The 18,405-nt window shown below is 67.1% G+C and carries 19 protein-coding genes; 6 read left to right on the top strand and 13 right to left on the bottom strand.

The features are described from left to right. Window positions 1-71 precede the first annotated feature (71 nt). Together A5724_RS31515 and A5724_RS31510 are read right to left on the bottom strand one after the other, a co-directional pair. On the bottom strand, window positions 72-371 hold the full coding sequence (locus tag A5724_RS31515) for a hypothetical protein (protein ID WP_067811845.1): 300 nt from the start codon (window positions 369-371) through the stop codon (window positions 72-74). A gap of 15 nt (window positions 372-386) precedes the next feature. Then, complete coding sequence (locus A5724_RS31510; protein WP_067812027.1) at window positions 387-695, bottom strand: hypothetical protein; 309 nt, start codon at window positions 693-695, stop codon at window positions 387-389. Window positions 696-795: 100 nt separating this feature from the next. Between A5724_RS31510 and A5724_RS31505 the strand changes: the two genes are divergently transcribed. Continuing rightward, on the top strand, window positions 796-1,452 hold the full coding sequence (locus A5724_RS31505; RefSeq protein ID WP_067811840.1) for a DUF5642 family protein: 657 nt from the start codon (window positions 796-798) through the stop codon (window positions 1,450-1,452). Window positions 1,453-1,480: 28 nt separating this feature from the next. Further along, window positions 1,481-2,149 (top strand): DUF5642 family protein, encoded by a 669-nt coding sequence (locus A5724_RS31500; protein WP_067811838.1) that lies wholly within the window; start codon window positions 1,481-1,483, stop codon window positions 2,147-2,149. Here A5724_RS31500 and A5724_RS31495 read toward each other — a convergent pair. Then, window positions 2,146-2,742, bottom strand: coding sequence for an alpha-ketoglutarate-dependent dioxygenase AlkB (locus A5724_RS31495; RefSeq protein WP_067811836.1), 597 nt, complete (start codon window positions 2,740-2,742; stop codon window positions 2,146-2,148). The two genes, A5724_RS31500 and A5724_RS31495, sit on opposite strands and share 4 nt — an antisense overlap. A 32-nt stretch (window positions 2,743-2,774) precedes the next feature. Then, a complete protein-coding gene (gene soxR, locus A5724_RS31490) occupies window positions 2,775-3,209 on the bottom strand; it encodes a redox-sensitive transcriptional activator SoxR (protein ID WP_067811834.1) in 435 nt (144 codons plus the stop codon). On the opposite strand from soxR, the gene arcA reads away from it, so the two are divergent. Continuing rightward, window positions 3,208-4,440 carry an arginine deiminase gene (gene arcA / locus A5724_RS31485; protein WP_197518867.1) on the top strand — a complete coding sequence of 411 codons (1,233 nt, stop codon included), beginning with the start codon at window positions 3,208-3,210 and terminating at the stop codon, window positions 4,438-4,440. The two genes, soxR and arcA, sit on opposite strands and share 2 nt — an antisense overlap. 40 nt (window positions 4,441-4,480) lie before the next feature. Here the strand turns inward: arcA and A5724_RS31480 are convergent, their stop codons facing one another. Together A5724_RS31480 and A5724_RS31475 are read right to left on the bottom strand one after the other, a co-directional pair. Then, a complete protein-coding gene (locus A5724_RS31480) occupies window positions 4,481-5,341 on the bottom strand; it encodes an endonuclease domain-containing protein (RefSeq protein ID WP_067811831.1) in 861 nt (286 codons plus the stop codon). Between the two features lie 109 nt (window positions 5,342-5,450). Beyond that, window positions 5,451-6,989 (bottom strand): dolichyl-phosphate-mannose--protein mannosyltransferase, encoded by a 1,539-nt coding sequence (locus A5724_RS31475; RefSeq protein WP_067811830.1) that lies wholly within the window; start codon window positions 6,987-6,989, stop codon window positions 5,451-5,453. A gap of 24 nt (window positions 6,990-7,013) precedes the next feature. On the opposite strand from A5724_RS31475, the gene rsmI reads away from it, so the two are divergent. After that, window positions 7,014-7,850 carry a 16S rRNA (cytidine(1402)-2'-O)-methyltransferase gene (gene rsmI, locus A5724_RS31470; protein ID WP_067811829.1) on the top strand — a complete coding sequence of 279 codons (837 nt, stop codon included), beginning with the start codon at window positions 7,014-7,016 and terminating at the stop codon, window positions 7,848-7,850. An 11-nt stretch (window positions 7,851-7,861) separates the two neighbouring features. Continuing rightward, window positions 7,862-8,599 (top strand): alpha/beta fold hydrolase, encoded by a 738-nt coding sequence (locus A5724_RS31465; protein ID WP_067811828.1) that lies wholly within the window; start codon window positions 7,862-7,864, stop codon window positions 8,597-8,599. Here the strand turns inward: A5724_RS31465 and A5724_RS31460 are convergent. Then, window positions 8,541-9,791, bottom strand: a complete 1,251-nt coding sequence (locus A5724_RS31460; protein WP_067812025.1) for an aminodeoxychorismate synthase component I — start codon at window positions 9,789-9,791, stop codon at window positions 8,541-8,543. The two genes, A5724_RS31465 and A5724_RS31460, sit on opposite strands and share 59 nt — an antisense overlap. A gap of 4 nt (window positions 9,792-9,795) precedes the next feature. Next, window positions 9,796-12,081: a pyruvate dehydrogenase gene (locus A5724_RS31455; protein ID WP_232005038.1), complete on the bottom strand. Its 2,286-nt coding sequence runs from the start codon at window positions 12,079-12,081 to the stop codon at window positions 9,796-9,798. A 101-nt stretch (window positions 12,082-12,182) separates the two neighbouring features. Between A5724_RS31455 and A5724_RS31450 the strand changes: the two genes are divergently transcribed. Further along, a complete protein-coding gene (locus tag A5724_RS31450; protein ID WP_067811827.1) occupies window positions 12,183-12,656 on the top strand; it encodes an Lrp/AsnC family transcriptional regulator in 474 nt (157 codons plus the stop codon). Here A5724_RS31450 and A5724_RS31445 read toward each other — a convergent pair. From A5724_RS31445 to metG, 5 genes are all read right to left on the bottom strand, one after another. Further along, window positions 12,646-13,542: an RNA polymerase sigma-70 factor gene (locus A5724_RS31445; protein ID WP_067811825.1), complete on the bottom strand. Its 897-nt coding sequence runs from the start codon at window positions 13,540-13,542 to the stop codon at window positions 12,646-12,648. The two genes, A5724_RS31450 and A5724_RS31445, sit on opposite strands and share 11 nt — an antisense overlap. After that, window positions 13,542-14,000, bottom strand: coding sequence for a hypothetical protein (locus A5724_RS31440; protein ID WP_067811823.1), 459 nt, complete (start codon window positions 13,998-14,000; stop codon window positions 13,542-13,544). The genes A5724_RS31445 and A5724_RS31440 overlap by 1 nt, the downstream gene beginning before the upstream one ends. Window positions 14,001-14,192: 192 nt before the next feature. Continuing rightward, a complete protein-coding gene (locus tag A5724_RS31435) occupies window positions 14,193-15,383 on the bottom strand; it encodes an NAD(P)/FAD-dependent oxidoreductase (protein WP_067811821.1) in 1,191 nt (396 codons plus the stop codon). 60 nt (window positions 15,384-15,443) lie between these two features. Beyond that, window positions 15,444-16,745, bottom strand: a complete 1,302-nt coding sequence (locus A5724_RS31430; protein WP_067811819.1) for an NtaA/DmoA family FMN-dependent monooxygenase — start codon at window positions 16,743-16,745, stop codon at window positions 15,444-15,446. 67 nt (window positions 16,746-16,812) lie between these two features. After that, the gene (metG, locus tag A5724_RS31425) at window positions 16,813-18,390 is read right to left on the bottom strand and encodes a methionine--tRNA ligase (RefSeq protein ID WP_067811817.1); all 1,578 of its coding nucleotides are present in this window, start codon (window positions 18,388-18,390) and stop codon (window positions 16,813-16,815) included. Window positions 18,391-18,405: the final 15 nt, after the last annotated feature.

The following is an 18,405-nucleotide window of genomic DNA, read 5'->3' as shown; positions in this document are numbered from 1 at the left end:
AGTCAACGCGCTGATCCGCCGTGCTTCACACCTGGCCAAACCTGCAGTCGCGCAGATTGATTCCAACACCCTCAGGCGCCGCAATCGAGCGTCACATGGATCGACTTGCTTGTGACAACGGTGACGACGTCGCGGTTGTGATCGTGACCGGTGACAATGGTCTGGGTCAGCGTCTGCGGATGGCGGACGTCTGTCACCTGGCACTGTGACAGATCTCCATCGCCGACCCGATCGACGATCACCTGATAACCTTCCGACTCCAGTCGCGCGATTGTCTCTTCGGCCCCGCCTGAAGGCGTTGGGTCGGCCGACGCGACACCGGTCGGCGTGAGTGCCAACGCGAGCGCCGGCGCTAGAAATGCCGCTCGCATGAGTCCGTTATACGTCTATACGTCGCAATTGATGGTGACGTTGATGGACCTGCTGACGACGACCGTCACGAGTCGACGCCGCTTTCCCTCATCGACCCAGAACGTCCGGGTCTGGGTCTGCGGATTGCGAACACTGGTGACCAGACACTGGTTCAGCGGCGCATTTCCGACGCGGTCGATGATGACGTCGTAGCCCTCGTCCTCGAGTTGGCCGATCGTCTGGTACGCGTTGCCCTGTTGGGTGGGCTCCGCCGCAGCGATTCCTGCCGACACGAGCATGACGCCCGCCGTGATCGTTGCTGTCACACCCCAGCCTGCGCGCATGACAGTCTCCATTCTGTTGTTTGCCTGGTACCTGTTATTCGTTTTGCGGACACAGGACGTTGCAGGCTTTTTCTAAGCAATCTCTGTGGTATCAACGGGCGTGCGGCTGTTTGCCTGGCTCGCAGCGACGACGTCACTCTGGCTGGCGGCGTGCGGTCAGTCGCCGTCGTCGGCGCCGTCAACGTCGCCCGGCACCACCCCCGGTGCGGTCGATCCGGCGCGGATCGGGCAGGTGCGCGCCGCCCTGCCCGCGGGATATGAGGTGGCCGCACTGCCGGCCAGGGCGGCCCCGGTTGCCTTATGGGGGCTCGGCCCGCAGTGGACCGCGGATCCGCCGCCCTGCGGTGCGTTGGCGGATCCGGCGTCCGGCGCGGCGGCGACCAAGGGGTGGTCGGCGTCGGGGCCCGGCGGGATCGTCTACGCGGCGGTCGCCGCGTCGGCGGCGTCGCTCGACCCTGCCCTGCGCACCGATTGCGGCCAGTGGACGGCATCGGCCGGACACACCACGGGCACGGTCGGGTTCGTGGCGGCGCCGACGATCGCGGGGGCGGCGACGGTCGGGTTGGCGACGTCGATGACCACGGTCGTCGAGGGCGGCACCGAAACCCATTCGCACGCGGATACGTTCACCGCCTACCTGGGCGACTACGTCGCATTCGTCACTGTGGTCCGCGATCCGGGATCACCGAATCCTCAACTAGGACTTCAGTTCGCGTCGGACTTGCTGGTGAAAACGGTGTCGGCGTTACGCGGTTGACCGGGTGCCTGCAGGTACATTGGCGGCGATGTCGAACCGGATGGCGATGATTGTCGTTGCGTGCGCAGGTCTGTTGACTGCGTGCGCGACCGGACAATCCGCAGACGAGGATGTCTTGCATGCGGACATCGCCCACGTGGCCAACGTGAAGTCGAGCTTCGGGTCGGAGTTCAAGGTGACCAGCGTCGGCCCGACGGGTATCGACCCGCGGCTGCTGGGACCGCAGCCGCTGCCGCAGGGGATGACGTTCGATCCGGCGGACTGCGGGAAGGCGGCCAGCCAGCAGGTGGTGCCCGCGGGCGTGAAGGGCAACATGGCGGCCACCACCGCCGAGGGCGACGGCAACCGGTTCATCGCGATGGCGGTCGAGACGTCGGAGGCGGTGACACGCGAAGATCCCGCGCAGAACTGCAGGAAGGTGGGGTTCACCGGACCGGGTGTGCGCGGACTGGTCGAGGTGGTGGACGCGCCGCACATCGACGGGGTGCACACGCTCGGGATGCACCGGGTGGTGCAGACCACCGTGGACGGCAAGCCGCGCACCGGTGAGCTGTACAACTACACCGCGAGCTTCGGCACGTTCATGGTGATCGTCACGGCCAACCCGCTGGTGGTGCCCGGCAAGCCGGTCGCGCCGGTCAACACGCAGCGGGCGCGGGACCTGCTGACCGCGGCGGTGGCTGCCGTCAAGAGTTAGCGCACGTCGTGCGGGCGGAACTGGATACTGATCCGCGGGCCGACCGGGCGCGTCGTCTTCGGAATCGCATGCTCCCAGGTGCGCTGGCACGATCCGCCCATCACCAACAGGTCACCGTGTCGGTGTGCCAGCCGTAGCGACTTGCCGCCCCCCTTCGGGCGTAGCGCGAAAACCCTTGTGGCACCGAGGCTCACGATCGCCACCATGGTGTCCTCGGTGCTGCTCCGGCCGATCCGGTCGCCATGCCAAGCGACGCTGTCGTTGCCGTCGCGGTACAGGCACAACCCCGCTGTGGTGAACGGTTCGCCGAGTTCACCGCCGTAGGTGTCGTTGAGCCGGCGGCGCATCTGCTTGAGCCGTGGATGCGGCACGGGGTCGTCGATCAGGTGGTGGAAGCTGACCAGCCGAGGCACGTCGAGCACGCGTTCATACATCTGCCTGCGCTCGGCGCGCCACGGGATGGTGTCGCGCAGTTCCTCGAACAGCCCTTCGGAGTCCGTGAGCCAGCCCGAGCGCACCTCGACCCACGCGCCGTTTCCGAGGTCGCGGCGTTCGGCGTGCTCGAACAGAGAGCTTTGAAGCGCCAGCTCCATGGCCGCGATTCTATCGCACAAGCGTTCGAGCGCTAGAGCCGAACGGCGCCTGGGCCTTGTTCGGCGAGCTTGTCTCCGGGGTTGGTCAGGGCGCAGGTCTTGAGGCTGAGGCAGCCGCAGCCGATGCAGCCCGCGAGGTTGTCGCGCAACCGTTGCAGGTGCAGGATGCGGTCGTCGAGGTCCTGCCGCCAGCCGGCCGAGAGTTTGGCCCAGTCCTTACTGGTCGGCACGCGGTCGGTGGGTAGGGTGGCCAGGGCTTCGCGGATGCGGGCCAGCGGGATGCCGAGGCGTTGGGACATCCGGATGAATGCCACTCGTCGCAGTGTTTCCCGTGCGTAGCGGCGTTGGTTGCCGCTGGTGCGCTTGCTGGCGATGAGGCCTTCGCGTTCGTAGAAGTGCAGTGCCGAAACGGCGACGCCACTGCGCTGCGACATCTCGCCGGGAGTGAGTTCGTGAATCAGCTCCATGAGCTCAACCATAGTTAAGGTGCTAGGTGTGAAGTTGGGCTGCGACTCCGAGGTCGGCACGCTGCGGACCGTCATTCTGCACCGCCCTGGCGCCGAGTTGCAGCGGCTGACCCCGCGCAACAACGATGCGCTGCTGTTCGACGGACTGCCGTGGGTGTCCAAGGCGCAGGAGGAGCACGACGCGTTCGCGGAGGTGCTCGCGTCGCGTGGGGTGGAGGTGCTGCTGCTGGCGGATCTGCTGACCGAGGCGCTGTCACACAGCGGCGCGGCGCGGATGCACGGGATTTCGGCTGCTGTCGATGCGCGAAGGCTGGGACTGCCGTTGGCGCAGGAGCTTTCGACGTATCTGCGGACGCTGGACGCCGCTCCGTTGGCGCGGGTGTTGACGGCGGGGATGACGTTCAACGAGTTGCCGCTCAGCGGTGGCGATCTGTCGCTGGTGCGACGGATGCACCACGGCGGGGACTTCGTCATCGACCCGCTGCCGAATCTGTTGTTCACCCGTGACTCGTCGTTCTGGATCGGCCCGCGAGTCGCGATCACGTCGCTGGCGTTGCCTGCCAGGGTGCGGGAGACGTCGCTGACGGATCTGATCTATGCGCATCACCCGCGCTTTCTCGGGGTGCGACGAGCGTACGAGTCGCGGTCGGCGCCGGTCGAGGGCGGCGACGTGCTGCTGCTGGCACCGGGCGTGGTCGCGGTCGGAGTGGGGGAGCGGACGACGCCTGCGGGCGCGGAAGCGTTGGCGCGCAGCCTGTTCGACGACGATCTGGCGCACACGGTGTTGGCGGTGCCGATCGCGCAGGAGCGTGCGCAGATGCATCTGGACACGGTGTGCACGATGGTCGACGTCGACGCGGCGGTGATGTATCCGAATATTGTGGACACGTTGTCGGCGTTCACGATTCACCGCGACGGGCAGGGCGGGGTGCAGATCGACGATGCTGAGTTGTTCGTGGAGGCCGCCGCCAAGGCGATGCAGATCGACAAGCTGCGGGTGATCGCGACGGGGCTGGACCCGGTGACCGCCGAGCGCGAGCAGTGGGACGACGGCAACAACACGCTGGCGCTGGCGCCCGGTGTGGTGGTCGCATACGAACGCAACGCGGAAACCAATGCGCGGCTCGCCGATGCGGGCATCGAGGTGCTGCCGATCGCGGCGTCGGAGTTGGGCACCGGCCGCGGCGGGCCGCGCTGCATGTCGTGCCCGGCCGCCCGCGACCCGCTCTGAGGCGCCTGATGCGGCGAAATAGAATTCTGGGTCGCTGTTTTCACGCGATGACAGCCCTGGCTTCTGTTTCGCGTTGCGCCCACGCTTGTCGGACGCGGTACCGGATGTAGGCAGGACGCTGTCCTGCGATTACCCGAATGACGATCCAGCCTCTGCGCTGTAACTCCTCCAATCGCGCGATGTCCCTGGCCCATTGGTCAGGGTCGGACCGGTGGTGGTCGCCGTCGTATTCGACCGCGAGCATGATGTCGTCCCACCCCATATCGAGGTAGAACGTTCCTCCGCTGTCATTCGGCACTGGAATCTGCGTGATCGGGCGCGGAAAGCCGCCGTCGATCAGGACGAGTCGCGTCCTCGTCTCCTGCGGCGACTCGGCACCGGCGTCCATTAAATCGAGTGCTTCCTTCAGCAGCCGCACACCGCGAGCGCCCTTGTATCGGTCGGCCAGTGGCAACACGTGTTCGGGTTGCAGCCCCGTTGCACGGGCAAGTGCATCGAGGTGTTGGACGGCCTTGAGGCGGGGCAGATGCCTTCCCAGATCGAACGCTGTCCGATGTAATGCCGCGACGGCCATACCGTTCATCTCGACGACCTCGTCGCGACTGAACCGCTCGTCGCGACATACGATACCCGGCGGCGGATTGCAGTTCTGCCACAGCATTTCGACTGGTGCCATCTTGTCAACCCACAGCGCGCCGTGCAGTGCCGCCGCCGCTCTGCCAGTGATGACGCCTCTGCTTTTGGACCAGAGCCACGCACCTTTCGTGTTGACCCGCAGTGAGGAGGCGACGGACTTCCGCTGATACACATCCGGGTAGATGGGGCGATACCTCGACCGCAGCTGGCCACGGGTGATGGCACCGCTCGCGATCGCTTCGCTGCCGATGAAGACGTCGTCCATGGCGTGATGGTGCATAGGTCGTCCGACAGTTCGGCGAAACAGACGCCAGGGTTGTTAACAACCGAATTTCGCGACCCGGAATTCTATTTCGGCGCAGCAACCCAACAAGTCAGCGCCAGCTGGGTAGCCAGATCTGCATATTCCACGTCGCCTGCGAGATCGGCAGGCCCGTGAGGATCGGATACATCCACGCGAAGTTCGTGACCACAAGTGCGAGATAACAGCACACGGCGATCAGCCCGAGCGTTCGTCGCTCCGGGTTCTGATTCGGCTTGTGCAGGATGTCGCCGAGGATCATCGCGATGATCAGCGTCAAAAACGGCGCCATCGTCGCCGCATAGAAGAAGTACATCTGCCGGTCGATGTCGGCGAACCACGGCAGGAATCCGGCGTTGTAGCCCACCAACAGCACCGCGTAGCGCCAGTCGCGCTTGACGAACGCCCGCCACACCGCCCACGCCAACACCGGCACCGCGATGAACCACATCGCGGGCGTGCCGACCAGCATCACGGCTTTGACACACGACTGCGCGCCGCAGCCCGGCACGTTCTGGTTGTCGATCGCGTACAACACCGGCCGCAACGACATCGGCCACGTCCACGGCTTCGACTCCCACGGATGGTGGTTGCCGTCGGCGTTGGTCAGCCCGGCGTGGAACTTGTACGCCGCATGTGTGTAATGCCACAGCGAGCGCACCGCATCGGGCAGCGGCAGCACGCTGTCCGGCCCGATCGAATTGCCGACTTCATGCCGGTTCACCGCGGTCTCCGACGCGAACCACGGCGCATACGACGCCAGGTACACCCCGAACGGGATCAGCACCAACGCATACAACGACGGGCCCAGGTCGCGGCGAAACGCGCCGACCCACGGTCGGGGCACCCGGTACTGCCTGCGCGCATTGATGTCGAACGCCAGCGTCATCAGACCGTAGAAGACGATGAAGTACAACCCCGACCACTTTGTCGCACAAGCCAATCCGAGCAGCACACCCGCGCCGAACCGCCACCACCGCACGCCGAGCCGCGGGCCCCACGGCGTTTCGCCGATGCGGCCTTCCAACAGCGCGACGTGCATCCGCTCGCGCACCTGGTCGCGGTCGACGATCAAGCAGCCGAACGCCGCCACCACGAACACCACCAAAAAGCCGTCCAGCAGCGCGGTGCGCGACGCGACAAAGCTGACGCCGTCGCAGATCAGCAACAGGCCTGCCATCCCGCCCACCAACGTCGAGCGGCTGATCCGCCGCCCGATCCGCACGACCAGCAGCACGACGATCACGCCGCAGACCGCGCCGGAGAACCGCCAGCCCAGCCCGTTGTAGCCGAACATCGCCTCGCCGATCGCGATCAGTTGCTTGCCCACCGGCGGGTGCACCACCAGGCCGTAGCCGGGGTTGTCCTCGACGCCGTGGTTGTGCAGCACCTGCCAGGCCTGCGGCGCGTAGTGCTTCTCGTCGAAGATCGGCGTGCCCGCATCGGTCGGCGAGCCGAGATTCAGGAAACGGGTGATCGCCGCCAACGCGGTCATCACGGCCGTCATCGCCCAGCCCTGCAGCCGGTCGACCGGCCCGAAGTCAGCAACCGGTACCAGGGGCGCGGGACTGATGACGGGGACCGCGCGCGCTTCTGTGGCGGTAGCTGTCACGAGTGCGATCGTAGGCTGTGGGGAATGAGTGCCGGCCGACTGCTTATCGCCGCCACGCCGCTGGGCCAGCCGTCGGATGCCTCCGCGCGGCTGGTCAAGGCGCTGGCGAGCGCCAATGTGATCGCTGCCGAGGACACCCGCCGGATCCGCGCGCTGGCCCAGGCGCTCGAGGTCAAGCCGACCGGCAAGGTGCTCAGCCTCTACGACGCCAACGAGGCCACCCGGGTCCCCGCGCTGGTGACCGACATGCGCGCAGGCGCGACGGTGCTGCTGGTCAGCGACGCCGGCATGCCGCTGATCAGCGACCCCGGCTACCGGCTGGTGACGGCGTGCATCGAGGCTGACCTGCCGGTCAGCTGCCTGCCTGGCCCCTCGGCGGTGACGACGGCGCTTGCGGTGTCCGGACTGCCGTCGGAGCGGTTCTGCTTCGAGGGGTTCGCGCCGCGCAAGCAGTCGGCGCGGCTGTCGTGGTTCAAGGCGTTGGCCGCCGAACCGCGCACCTGTGTGTTCTTCGAGTCCCCGCGGCGGCTCGCGGACACGCTCGCGGCCGCCGTCGAGGTGCTGGGGCCTGGGCGCCGCGCGGTGGTGTGCCGCGAGCTGACCAAGACGCACGAGGAGATCCGCCGCGGCACGCTCGGCGAACTCGCCGAATGGGCGAACAACGGCGTGCTCGGCGAGATCACCGTCGTGCTCGCCGGGGCGACGCCGACGGCCGACGTTGCGACGCTGGTGGCCGAAGTGGACGCGCTCGTCAAAGCTGGTGCACGAGTGAAGGACGCATGCGCGCGGGTCGTCGAGGCCAATCCGGGTTCACCGTCACGGCGTGAGCTCTACGATGCGGTTCTGCGCTCACGGCAATGAGGGGGTCCGCCATGGCGCCACCCGCACTGGTGCTGGTTCATGGCGGTGGGCTCGCCGCAGATTCCTGGGATCTCACGATCGACGAAATTCAGCGGCAGGCACCGGAACTGAGAGTGCTGGCGGTCGACTTGCCTGGTCGGCGCGGCAAGCCGGCAGATCTGATGACCATCACAATCGCCGACTTCGTGGATTCTGTGGTCGCTGACATCGAGGACGCGGGCCTGGACGGGATCGTGCTAGTCGGGCATTCGCTGGCCGGGTTGACCATCCCCGGCGTGGCCGCCACACTCGGCGCCGCGACGGTGCGCGAGATGATCTTTGCGACCGCATTCGTGCCACCCGAGAGCAGGTCACTCGTTGACACGCTGACAGGTCCGTTGGCACCGCTTGCCCGGCGAAACGCTCGGCGGGGCGGCCTGAGCGAAACACCTTCGTGGGGGGTGCGATTCACCTATCTCAATGGAGTGTCTCGTGCCAGGCGGAAATTCATGGACGGCAGACTCCACGCGGAATCGGCACGAATGCTCGCGGAGAATGTGTCCCGGCGGGACATGCCCACCGATGTGCCGCGGACGTGGATCCTGACGTTGCGCGATAAGGCCCTGTCGCCGAAACAACAACGGGCGAGCATGGAGGCCCTCGGCGGGGTGCAGACTCTGATCGAGATGGACACCTGTCACTGCCTGATGGTCAGCGAACCGGAACGGCTGGCCCAGATACTCGTTGCGCGATGCCGGCAATATCGATGAACGGTGCCGCCTTGTGCAGACACTCGTCCCATTCGCGGTCAGGGTCGGAGTCCGCGGTGATGCCGCCGCCGACGCCGAGCACCGCGTTGCCGCGGGCGTCGAACTCGACCGTGCGGATCGCGACGTTGAGTTCGCAACCCGCCACAGGTGACGCCAATCCGAGTGTGCCGCAATAAATTCCGCGGCGGTGCGGTTCCCAGGCGCGCAGCAGCTGACGGGCGCGCAGTTTCGGTGTGCCTGTCACCGACGCAGGCGGGAACGCCGCGTCGAGCACTGCACCCATCGGCACGCCGATCCCGACACGCGCTCTCACCGTCGACACCAGATGCCATACGCCAGGCGCCGGTTCGACCGCCAACAACTCCGGCACCGTCACCGACCCCGTCATCGCGACGCGGCCCAAATCGTTGCGCACCAGGTCGACGATCATGATGTTCTCCGCGACATCCTTGATCGACGCCCGGAGCGCCGCGGGATCCGCCGACCGCGGCAGCGTGCCCTTGATCGGACTCGACGTCACCGACTCGCCGCAGCGCCGCAGGAACAGTTCCGGTGACAACGACGCCACCGCCCCCCACTCGCCCGCCACATACGCCGCCCGCGCCGGAGTGGTGCGCGCTGCCGCCTCGACGAAGAAGTCGATCGGCGCACCGTCGATACGGCCGAGGAACTGCGTGCACACGCACGCCTGGTAGATTTCGCCCGCCGCAATGGCTTCCAGGCATTCGAGCACACCGCGGCGGTGTGCATCGCGGTCCGCTGCCTGCCATGCGATGTGGCATTCGCCGACGGGTGTACGCATCCGAAGCGCATCGGCCACCCACTCCGGAAGCCCAGCGCCGGACAGACTTTCGTACCACCACCGCCCGTCGCGGTCCTGTCGCAGCACGCAGTCGGACCAGCCGCCGGCCGCTTCGGGGATGCGTGGGCCGAGGCCGTCGACACCCGGGTCCGGATACGACAGATAGCCGAACCAGCCGCCGCCGACCGGGCCGTCGGAGGCGCCCGTCGGCACCGCGAACACATGGTCGACGGCAACGGCGCCGAGCGATGGCGCGATGACGGCAGCGGAGCCGAACCAGTCGCCGATCAGCGCGGCAGGTGCAGGCAGTCCGCATCGCCGCGCGCCCGCGGCGACGGCGCGCAATACCTCGGGGGCGCTGCCCAAATCGCCGAGCCGCTCGATGCGCACGCAGTCAGTCAAGCACGTCCAGCGCCGCGCGCACGATGGCCTCGACGTCGATGCCGTGGAGCCGATAGACGTCGTCCAAACCGCCGGATTGGCCGAACCTGCTGACCCCCAGCGCGGTCCCGCGGACACCGTTGATCGAGGTGAGGAACTCCAGCGTGTGCGGGTGTCCGTCGAGAACCGTGACCAGCGGCGTCGCCCGTCGTGCCGGGAACGCCTGCTCGAGGATCCAGGTTGGCGCGTCCCCCCGGCCGCGCCTCGCCTGCAGCGCCTCGAAGAGCAGCCCGGGGCTGGTGACGCAGACGACGTCGGCGGCCACGCCGTCTGCGGTGAGGCGGTCGGCAGCGGCGAGCGCTTCGGTGACCAGTGCCCCCATCGCGGCGATCGTCACCGCAGGTGCGTCGACACGGCGAAGCGGATAGGCGCCCGCGATGGCCTGGCGGCGGCGCCGCTCCCGCGCCGCGGGATCCACCGGCACATCGGCGAGCGTCTGGTCGACCGGGCGGGTGGACAGCCGCAGATACGACGACGTGCCGTCGGCCTTGCCGAGCTTGGCCAGACAGTCCAACAGAATCCATTCGACGTCGAGCGCGAAGGCCGGCTCGTAGCTGAGGCATCCCGGCTGCTCCAGTCCGATCGACGGCGTGGTGACCGACTGATGCGCCCCGCCCTCGGAAGCCAGGCTCACACCGGACGGGGTGCCGACCAGGATCGACTGGCCGCCCGCGTAGATACCGAACGACCACGGCTCCAGCGCGCGCGCGACGAACGGGTCGTACAGCACCCCGATGGGCAGCAGCGGCTGGCCCCACCGGCTCCATGTCGCACCCAGTTCGCCAAGGGCGCCAACGAGATTCGTCTCGGCGATGCCGAGCTCGATGTGCTGTCCGGTTGGCTTCTCGCGCCAGTGCAGGATGGTCTCGCGGTCGTCGGCGAACCAGTCGACACGCTCGGCGGGTGACCACACGCCGACCTTGTTCAGCCAGCCGCCCAAATTCGTCGTGGAACTCACGTCGGGGCTGACGGTCACGATCCGACGGGCGGCATCCGGCGCCTCGCGGGTGAGGTCGAGCAGCACGCGGCCCAGCGCGGCCTGGGTGGTCGCGGTGCCCGACGGTGTGCGGCCGATGTCGGTGGGGATCGCGGGCGGCGCGGTGAGCGCTACGTCGGGGCGACGTAGTCGGCGCGCGGTCGCCGCACACAGGTCGGCCTGCGGGCTGTCCGACGGGAAGCGGGTCCACGGCGCGTCCACATCGGCGCCCAAATCCGCGGCCAGCGTTCGGAATTGCTCGTCGGACAGCACCGAGGAGTGGTTCTGCGGGTGGCCTTCGATCGGTAACCCCTTGCCCTTGACGGTGTAGGCGAAGATGACCGTCGGCCTGGAGTCGTCGATGGCCCGCAACGCGTCGTCGACGGCGTTCAGATCGTGCCCGCCGAGGTTGCGAATGGCCTCCAGCAGCTTGCCGTCGTCGACTTCCTTTAGCAGACCTGCTATTTCCGCGCTGCCGTCGGGCAGCCGCTCGCGAAGCTGGGCCGCATCGCAGCGCAGCAGGCGCTGATATTCGGGGTTCGGCATGGCGTCGATCCTTGCCCGCAGCGCGTCGCCGCCGGGTCGGGCGAACAACTCCTCCAGCAGTCCGCCGTACTTGATGGTCAGCACCTGCCAGCCCGCCGCGCCGAACATCCGCTGAAGACGATCCGCGGCCAGGATCGGCACCACCCGGTCGAGCGACTGCCGATTGAGGTCGACGATCCAGACGATCTCGCCGAGTTCGGCGACCGCCGGATCGAGGATCGCCTCCCACACCGCTCCTTCGTCGAGTTCGGCATCGCCCAACAACGAGTACTGCCTCCCGGTGCCCGCACCGCCGAGGGTGGATTCGACGTAGCGACGCGCCAGCGCGCCCCAGATCGGGGCGGTGGCGCCGATGCCGACGGATCCCGTCGAGTAGTCGACGGGGTCGGGGTCCTTGCTGCGGCTGGGATAGCTTTGCAGGCCGCCGAATTCGCGCAGTCGAGGCAGGTACGCCTCGTCCAGTTCGCCGAGCAGGTAGTTGATCGCGTGCAGCACCGGCGATGCGTGCGGCTTGACCGACACCCGGTCGTCTGCCTGAAGGTGGTTGAACCACAGCGCGGTCATGATCGTCACCATCGATGCGCTCGACGCCTGGTGTCCGCCGACCTTGAGGCCCGACGGATTGGGGCGCACCCGGTTGGCGTGGTGGATCATCGCGGTGGACAGCCACAGCACGCGGCGTTCGATCTCGGTCAGAAGCGATGTTGCAGTTTGCACACTTCAGTGCAGCAGCAATCGCTAGAATGCGCAATCGAAGCGTCCTGGCTAGAGCATTATGCTCAGACAGGACGTTCGTCCCTGCGTGGAAAGTGAGCAGCATGCCCAGCCCAGGCCGACTCGACCCGACGGACGCGCGGCTTCTTCTCGCGCTCAACGACGATCCGCGGGCCACCACCGTCGCGCTGGCCGAGCAGACCGGTCTGTCCCGAAACACCGTGCAGGCCAGGCTGACCCGGCTCGACGAGCGCCTGCATTCCCATGAGCGACGGGTGTCGCCCAAATCGCTGGGCTATCCGCTGACCGCCTACGTCACGACCCAGGTGCACCAGCGTCTTCTCGACGAGGTGGCCGCCGCCCTCGACGGCATTCCCGAAGTCATCCAGGTGCAGGGCCTGAGCGGGCAAACGGATCTGCTGGTGCAGGTCGTCGCCACCGACGCCGACGACCTGTACCGCATCGCGGGCCAGATCCTGGCCATCGACGGGGTGGAACGCACCAACACCGCGCTGGTCATGCGCGAACTGGTGGACTACCGGCTCACCCCGCTGATTCGGCGCTGCGCTACCGGCTGATCTTCCGCGGCACGGTGATGCCGACCAGCTTCTCGGGGTTGCGCATCGCATAGAAGTGGGTGATCTTGCCGTCGACGATCTCGACCGTGATCACGCCTTCGAAGCTGTCGCCGAGGTAGAGGTTCAGCGCAGGGGCGTTGTTGTACGTGGCGGGCTCGATGCGGCCCTGCTCGCCTGCCACCCGCATCAACCCGACGATCACGCGGGCCACCCGGTCGGCGCCGACGATCGGCCGCCGGGCAGCGCTGACCTTGCCGTCGCTGTCGGCGGTCCAGACCACGTCCGGCGAGAGCATCTCCAGCAGCGCGTCGACGTCTCCGGTGGATGCCGCGGTGAAGAAGCGCGTGGTGATCTCCATGGACAGCTTCGGGTCGACGGGTTCGAACCGCTTGCGCCGCGATTGCACATGCGAGCGGGCGCGGTGGGCCATCTGTCGAACGGCGACCGTCGACTTCCCGATGGTGGAGGCGATCTCGTCGTGGCTGAAGCCGAACACCTCATGCAGCACGAACACCGCCCGCTCGTCGGGGCTCAACGTCTCCAACACCACCAGCATCGCCATTGAAACCGATTCGGCCAGAACGACATCGGTCGAGGCGTCCTTGGCTTCGACCATCACCGGCTCTGGCAACCACGGGCCGACGTACTCCTCGCGCCTGCGGGACTGCGCGCGCAGCGCGTTGAGCGACTGCCGGGTGACGAGCTGGGCGAGGTAGGCCTTGGTGTCCTGCACCGTCGACAGGTCCACCTTCGCCCAGCGCAGATAGCTTTCTTGCAGCACGTCGTCGGATTCCGTTGCGCTGCCCAGGATTTCGTAGGCGATCGTGAACAGCAGCGGTCGCAATGCGGTGAATCGTTCGGCGTGTTCGTCATCCGGTGTGGTCATCAGACCCTCTCCACCTGTGCGGTCTCGGCGACAAGCTGGGAACGTTCGGGCCATTCCTTCCAGGAGTAGGTGCCCGGCTTCTCGGCTTCACCGCGAAGCCATTTCAGGGTATAGCGGCACACCTGCTCCTCGACCACGGCACCGAGCCGGCCGCCGATGTAGAGCCGTCGCGGCGAGTCGTCCTTGTCGTTGACCTGGAACGTGCCGGCATGCCTGCCCAGGCTGATGCACTGGGCGGCCATCGCATGGTTCACCTCGGCGGCCGGTTCTCCGGCGATGCGGCTCAACCAGGTGTCGGCGGCCTGCGCGCCGAGCGGCAGCGCGGCCTGGCAGCTCATCCGGTAGGGCAACCGCGACGGTGACACCGCGTCGCCTGCGCCGACGATGCGCGGATCCGAAACACTGGTCAGCCCGCCCGCCGACCACCACCGCCGGCGCCGATGTCGGCACGTCGGCAAGCCGGTTGGTGAGCCGCTGTGCCTGCTCGAATTCGCTTATCGGATAGGCGAATTCGGCAGCGCCGGGCACCGATGCGGGCACCGCCCCGACGCTGCCGACGGCATAGACGAGATAGTCGTAGTGCAACACGTCGCCGGAGGCCATTTCGACCGCATAACCGCCGCCGACGACGACTCGGATCCTCTGCCCCGTCACTTCTCGCTCGCCACCTGCGGTGCCAGCGCCGCCTGCTCGACGTGCCGTCCGCCCTTGAACCAGAACGCCGACCCCGGCTTGGTGGCCTCCCGGCGCAGCGCCCACAGCGTGCCCTTGCAGATCGCCTCCTTGACGGGGGCGACGAAGCGTCCGGTGAAGTAGACGTTGACCGCCGTGTCGTCCTTGCGGGCGACCTGCACGATGGCGGACTTGCGGCCCAGGCTGATGCACGCCCCGCTGAACGCCTGGTCGATGACCGCAGGCTCGGTGCCCGCGATCCGGCTCAGCACGGTGTTGGCAGCCTGCGCGCCCAGCGGTGAGGCGGACTGGCAGCTCATCCGCAGCGGCACACCCGACGGGGAGGCGCAGTCGCCCGCGGCAACGATCCGCGGATCGTCCACACTCGTCAGCGTCTCGTCGGTGAGCAACCTGCCCGCCGCGTCGGTGCGCAGACCGCTGTCGGCGGCCAGGCCGGGCACCCCGAACCCGGCCGTCCAGATGGTGACCGCGCTCGGACGGATCGCACCGTCGGCGAACACCACCGCGCCGCTCCGTACCTCGGCGACCACGTCAGCCTCGAGCACCGTGACACCCAGCTTGCGCAGCACCTTGGCCATCGAACGGCGGCCCCCTTCGGACAGGTACGGGCCCAGCTGGCCACCGCAGACGAGAGTGACCTTGCGGCCCTGCTCGGCGAGCTCGGTGGCTGCTTCGATGCCGGTCAGCCCGGCGCCGACAACGGTCACCGGCGCGTCAGGGTGCAGCTCGTCGATGGCGGCACGCAGCCGTTGCGCCGGCTCCAATTCGGCGATCGGATAAGCGAATTCGGCTGCACCGGGCACCGATGCGGGAACCGCCGCCGTGCTGCCGACCGCGTAGATGACGTAGTCGTAGTCCAACGCCGTGCGGCCGGAGGCGAACCGCACGGTGCGGTTCGTGGTGTCGATCCGGGTGGCGGTGTCGACGACCAGGTCGATGCCCTCCCCGAGGAGGCTGCCATAGTCCGCGGTGGCGTTGTGAGTGCCCGCGACGAGCTGGTGCAGCCGGATCCGCTCCACGAACTGGGGGCGGGGGTTGACCAGCGTGATGTCGACGTCGTCGCGCATCCGTAGGTGGTTGGCCGCCAGCGTTCCTGCATAGCCGCCGCCGATGACGACGACCTTCGTGTTTCCGTTGTGATCAGTCATGCCCTCAAGACACCGCCGACCGCGGCGACGTGACAGGGGGTGACCCGAATCACACCACGCTCAGAACTCCCGCAGGTGATCGCGCAGCATCGTCTTGGTGTACTCGCGGCGGGTGAGGCCACGCTTCTGCAACTCGGGCACCAGGCCGTCGGTGATCTCGGTGACGTAGCGGCGGTTCAACCGCATCACCGGGCTGGTGATCAGGAAGCCGTCGCCGCCGACCTGAGTCATCACCTCGGCCATCTCGTCGGCCACTTCCTCAGGCGTGCCGCAGAACTGCACGTTGCCGCCGATCATGCCGGAGTTGGTGACCAATTCGCGAAGCGTCTTGTCCCTACCCCTGGCTACGAAGCTCTCCAGGGTGCCGCGTTCGCCGTTCGTCCACACCTCGGGCAGCGGCTCGTCGAGATCGAACTGGGAGAAGTCGATTTCGGTGATGGAGGAGATCTCGGCCAGCATGTACTCGATGTAGGTCGGGCTGGTGAACCAGCGCTGCGCCTTTGCCACCGCCTCGTCGTGCGTATCGGCGACGATCGGCGACACCAGGAACAGCAACTTGCAGTCCGACGGGTCGCGGCCGATGGCCGTCATCCTGGCGTGGATGTCGTCGCGGTAGGCCCGCATCGCCTCGACGCCGTTGGCGGGCGCGACGATGGTGTCCGCGTGCTTCGCCGCCAGTGCCCGCCCCGGCGGTGAAGCGCCCGCCTGCGCGATGGTCGGGCGGTACTGCGGTGACGGTGCGGTGTTCAGCGGGCCGCGCACCTTGTAGTACTTGCCCTCGAAGTCGATCGTGTGCACCTTCTTGTAATTGGCGTAAGTGCCTGTGGTGTGGTCCCGTTCGATCGCGTCGGGCTCCCACGACTCCCACAGCTGGCTGACCACTTCCATGTACTCGGCGGCCCGCGCATAGCGCTCGTCGTGTTCGTAGAGCTTGTCCATGCCGAAGTTCTGCGCCGAGCGGTCCTCCGCGGAGGTGACGACGTTCCAGCCGAACCGGCCGCGTGCGATGTGGTCGACGGTGCTGCACAGCCGAGCCAGCAGGAACGGCGGGTAGAACGTCGTCGACATCGTCGGGATCACGCCGAGGCGGGTGGTGGCGTTGGCCATCAACACGGCGAGTGGAACCGGATCGTGCTTGGGGTTCACGCCGTGTTTGAGATCGTGTTCCATCGTGCCGCCGTAGGCCGTCGACACCATCAGCTTGTCCTCGATCAGCACGAAGTCGAACTTGGCGCGTTCGAGATCCTTGGCCAGCTCGACGTAGAAGTCGCCGGTGAAGTCGCGCCCGCCGTCACCCCAGTTTCCGTTCCACTCGTCGGCGACGAAGTTGAGAAACCAGCCCAGATGAAACATGTCGGTCATGGGTGACAAGACAAGTCGCCGACCATTACTCCGAGATTGCCGCGACGTACCGCCGAGATTGCGCTTGCTATGACTCCGCTTGGTAGCGCGGGAACACGCCGACCGGCGCGGGCAGCGGGGTGCCTGGCACCAGCCGCGCGCCGATCGCCGCGAAGCTGCGTTGATCGTCGGCCTGGCCGAGCAGGCCAAGCAGCTTTCCCGTCGACTCCGGCATCACCGGCTGGGCGAGCAGCGCGGCGATGCGCACCGTTTCCAGCGTCGTGTAGAGCACGGTGCGGAACCGATCCTCGTCGTTCTTGCGCAACACCCACGGCTCCTGCGCCGAGAAGTACTTGTTCGCGGCGGACAGCACCGACCAGATCGACTCCAAGGCGAGATGCATTGCGGTGGCGTCGTAATGACCGCGCACCCGGTCCAGCAGCGCGTCCGCGGCGTCCAGCAGCGCCTTGTCGTCTGCGGTGAAATCGCTTGGCTCGGGGACCTTTCCGTCGAGGTTCTTGGCAACCATCGACAATGAACGCTGCGCCAAATTGCCCAGCTCGTTGGCCAGGTCGGCATTGATGCGGCCGATGATCGCGTCCTCGCTGTAACTGCCGTCCTGCCCGAACGGCACCTCGCGCAGGAAGAAGTAGCGCACCTGATCGACGCCGAACGTGTCGATCAGGTTCAGCGGATCGACCACGTTGCCCACCGACTTACTCATCTTCTCGCCGCGGTTGAGCAGGAATCCGTGCACAAAGACCTTGTGCGGCAATTCGATTCCCGCCGACATCAGGAACGCCGGCCAGTAGACCGTGTGGAACCGGATGATGTCCTTGCCGATCATGTGCAGATCGGCCGGCCAGAACCGCTGGAACAGCTCCGAGGACGTGTCGGGGAAGCCGACGCCGGTCAGGTAGTTGGTCAACGCGTCGACCCAGACGTACATCACGTGGTCGGGATGGTCCGGTACCGGCACACCCCAGTCGAACGTCGTCCGCGATATCGAGAAGTCACGTAGCCCACCGGAGACGAAGCTGACCACCTCGTTGCGGCGCACCTCGGGTTCGATGAACTCCGGATGCGCCTCGTAGTGGGCGAGCAACCGATCGGCGTAGGCCGAGAGCCGGAAGAAGTACGTCTGCTCCTCGGTCCACCGCACCGGCGCGCCGGTCTCCGTGGCGATGCGCTCACCGTCGGGACTGACGGTCGTCTCGGCTTCGGTGAAGTAGCGCTCGTCGCGCACCGAATACCAGCCCTTGTAGGCGTCCAGATAAATGTCGCCGGCCTCGTTCATCCGGCGCCAGATCTCCTTGGACGCCTCGTAGTGGTCGGCGTCGGAGGTGCGGATGAACCGGTCGAACGAGATGTTCAGTCGCTCCTGCATCCGCTGGAACACGTCGGAGTTGCGACGGGCCAACTCCGCGGTCGGAATGCCTTCTGCCGCCGCCGTCTCCGCCATCTTGAGGCCGTGTACGTCGGTGCCGGTCAGGAAGCGCACGTCGAAGCCGTCGAGTCGCTTGAACCGCGCGATCGCGTCGGTGGCGATGTATTCGTAGGCGTGTCCGACGTGCGGGTCGCCGTTGGGGTAGGCGATCGCTGTCGTGATGTAGTACGGGTCCCCGGGGGTGCGCGTCCTCGCGCCGGGGGAAACGGGAGTGCTCATTTGCGCTCAGCTTAT

The organism is Mycobacterium sp. ACS1612 (genome assembly GCF_001667505.1).
In the GTDB taxonomy this organism is placed as follows: Bacteria; Actinomycetota; Actinomycetes; order Mycobacteriales; family Mycobacteriaceae; genus Mycobacterium.
This window is presented reverse-complemented; position numbering and strand designations above follow the sequence as displayed.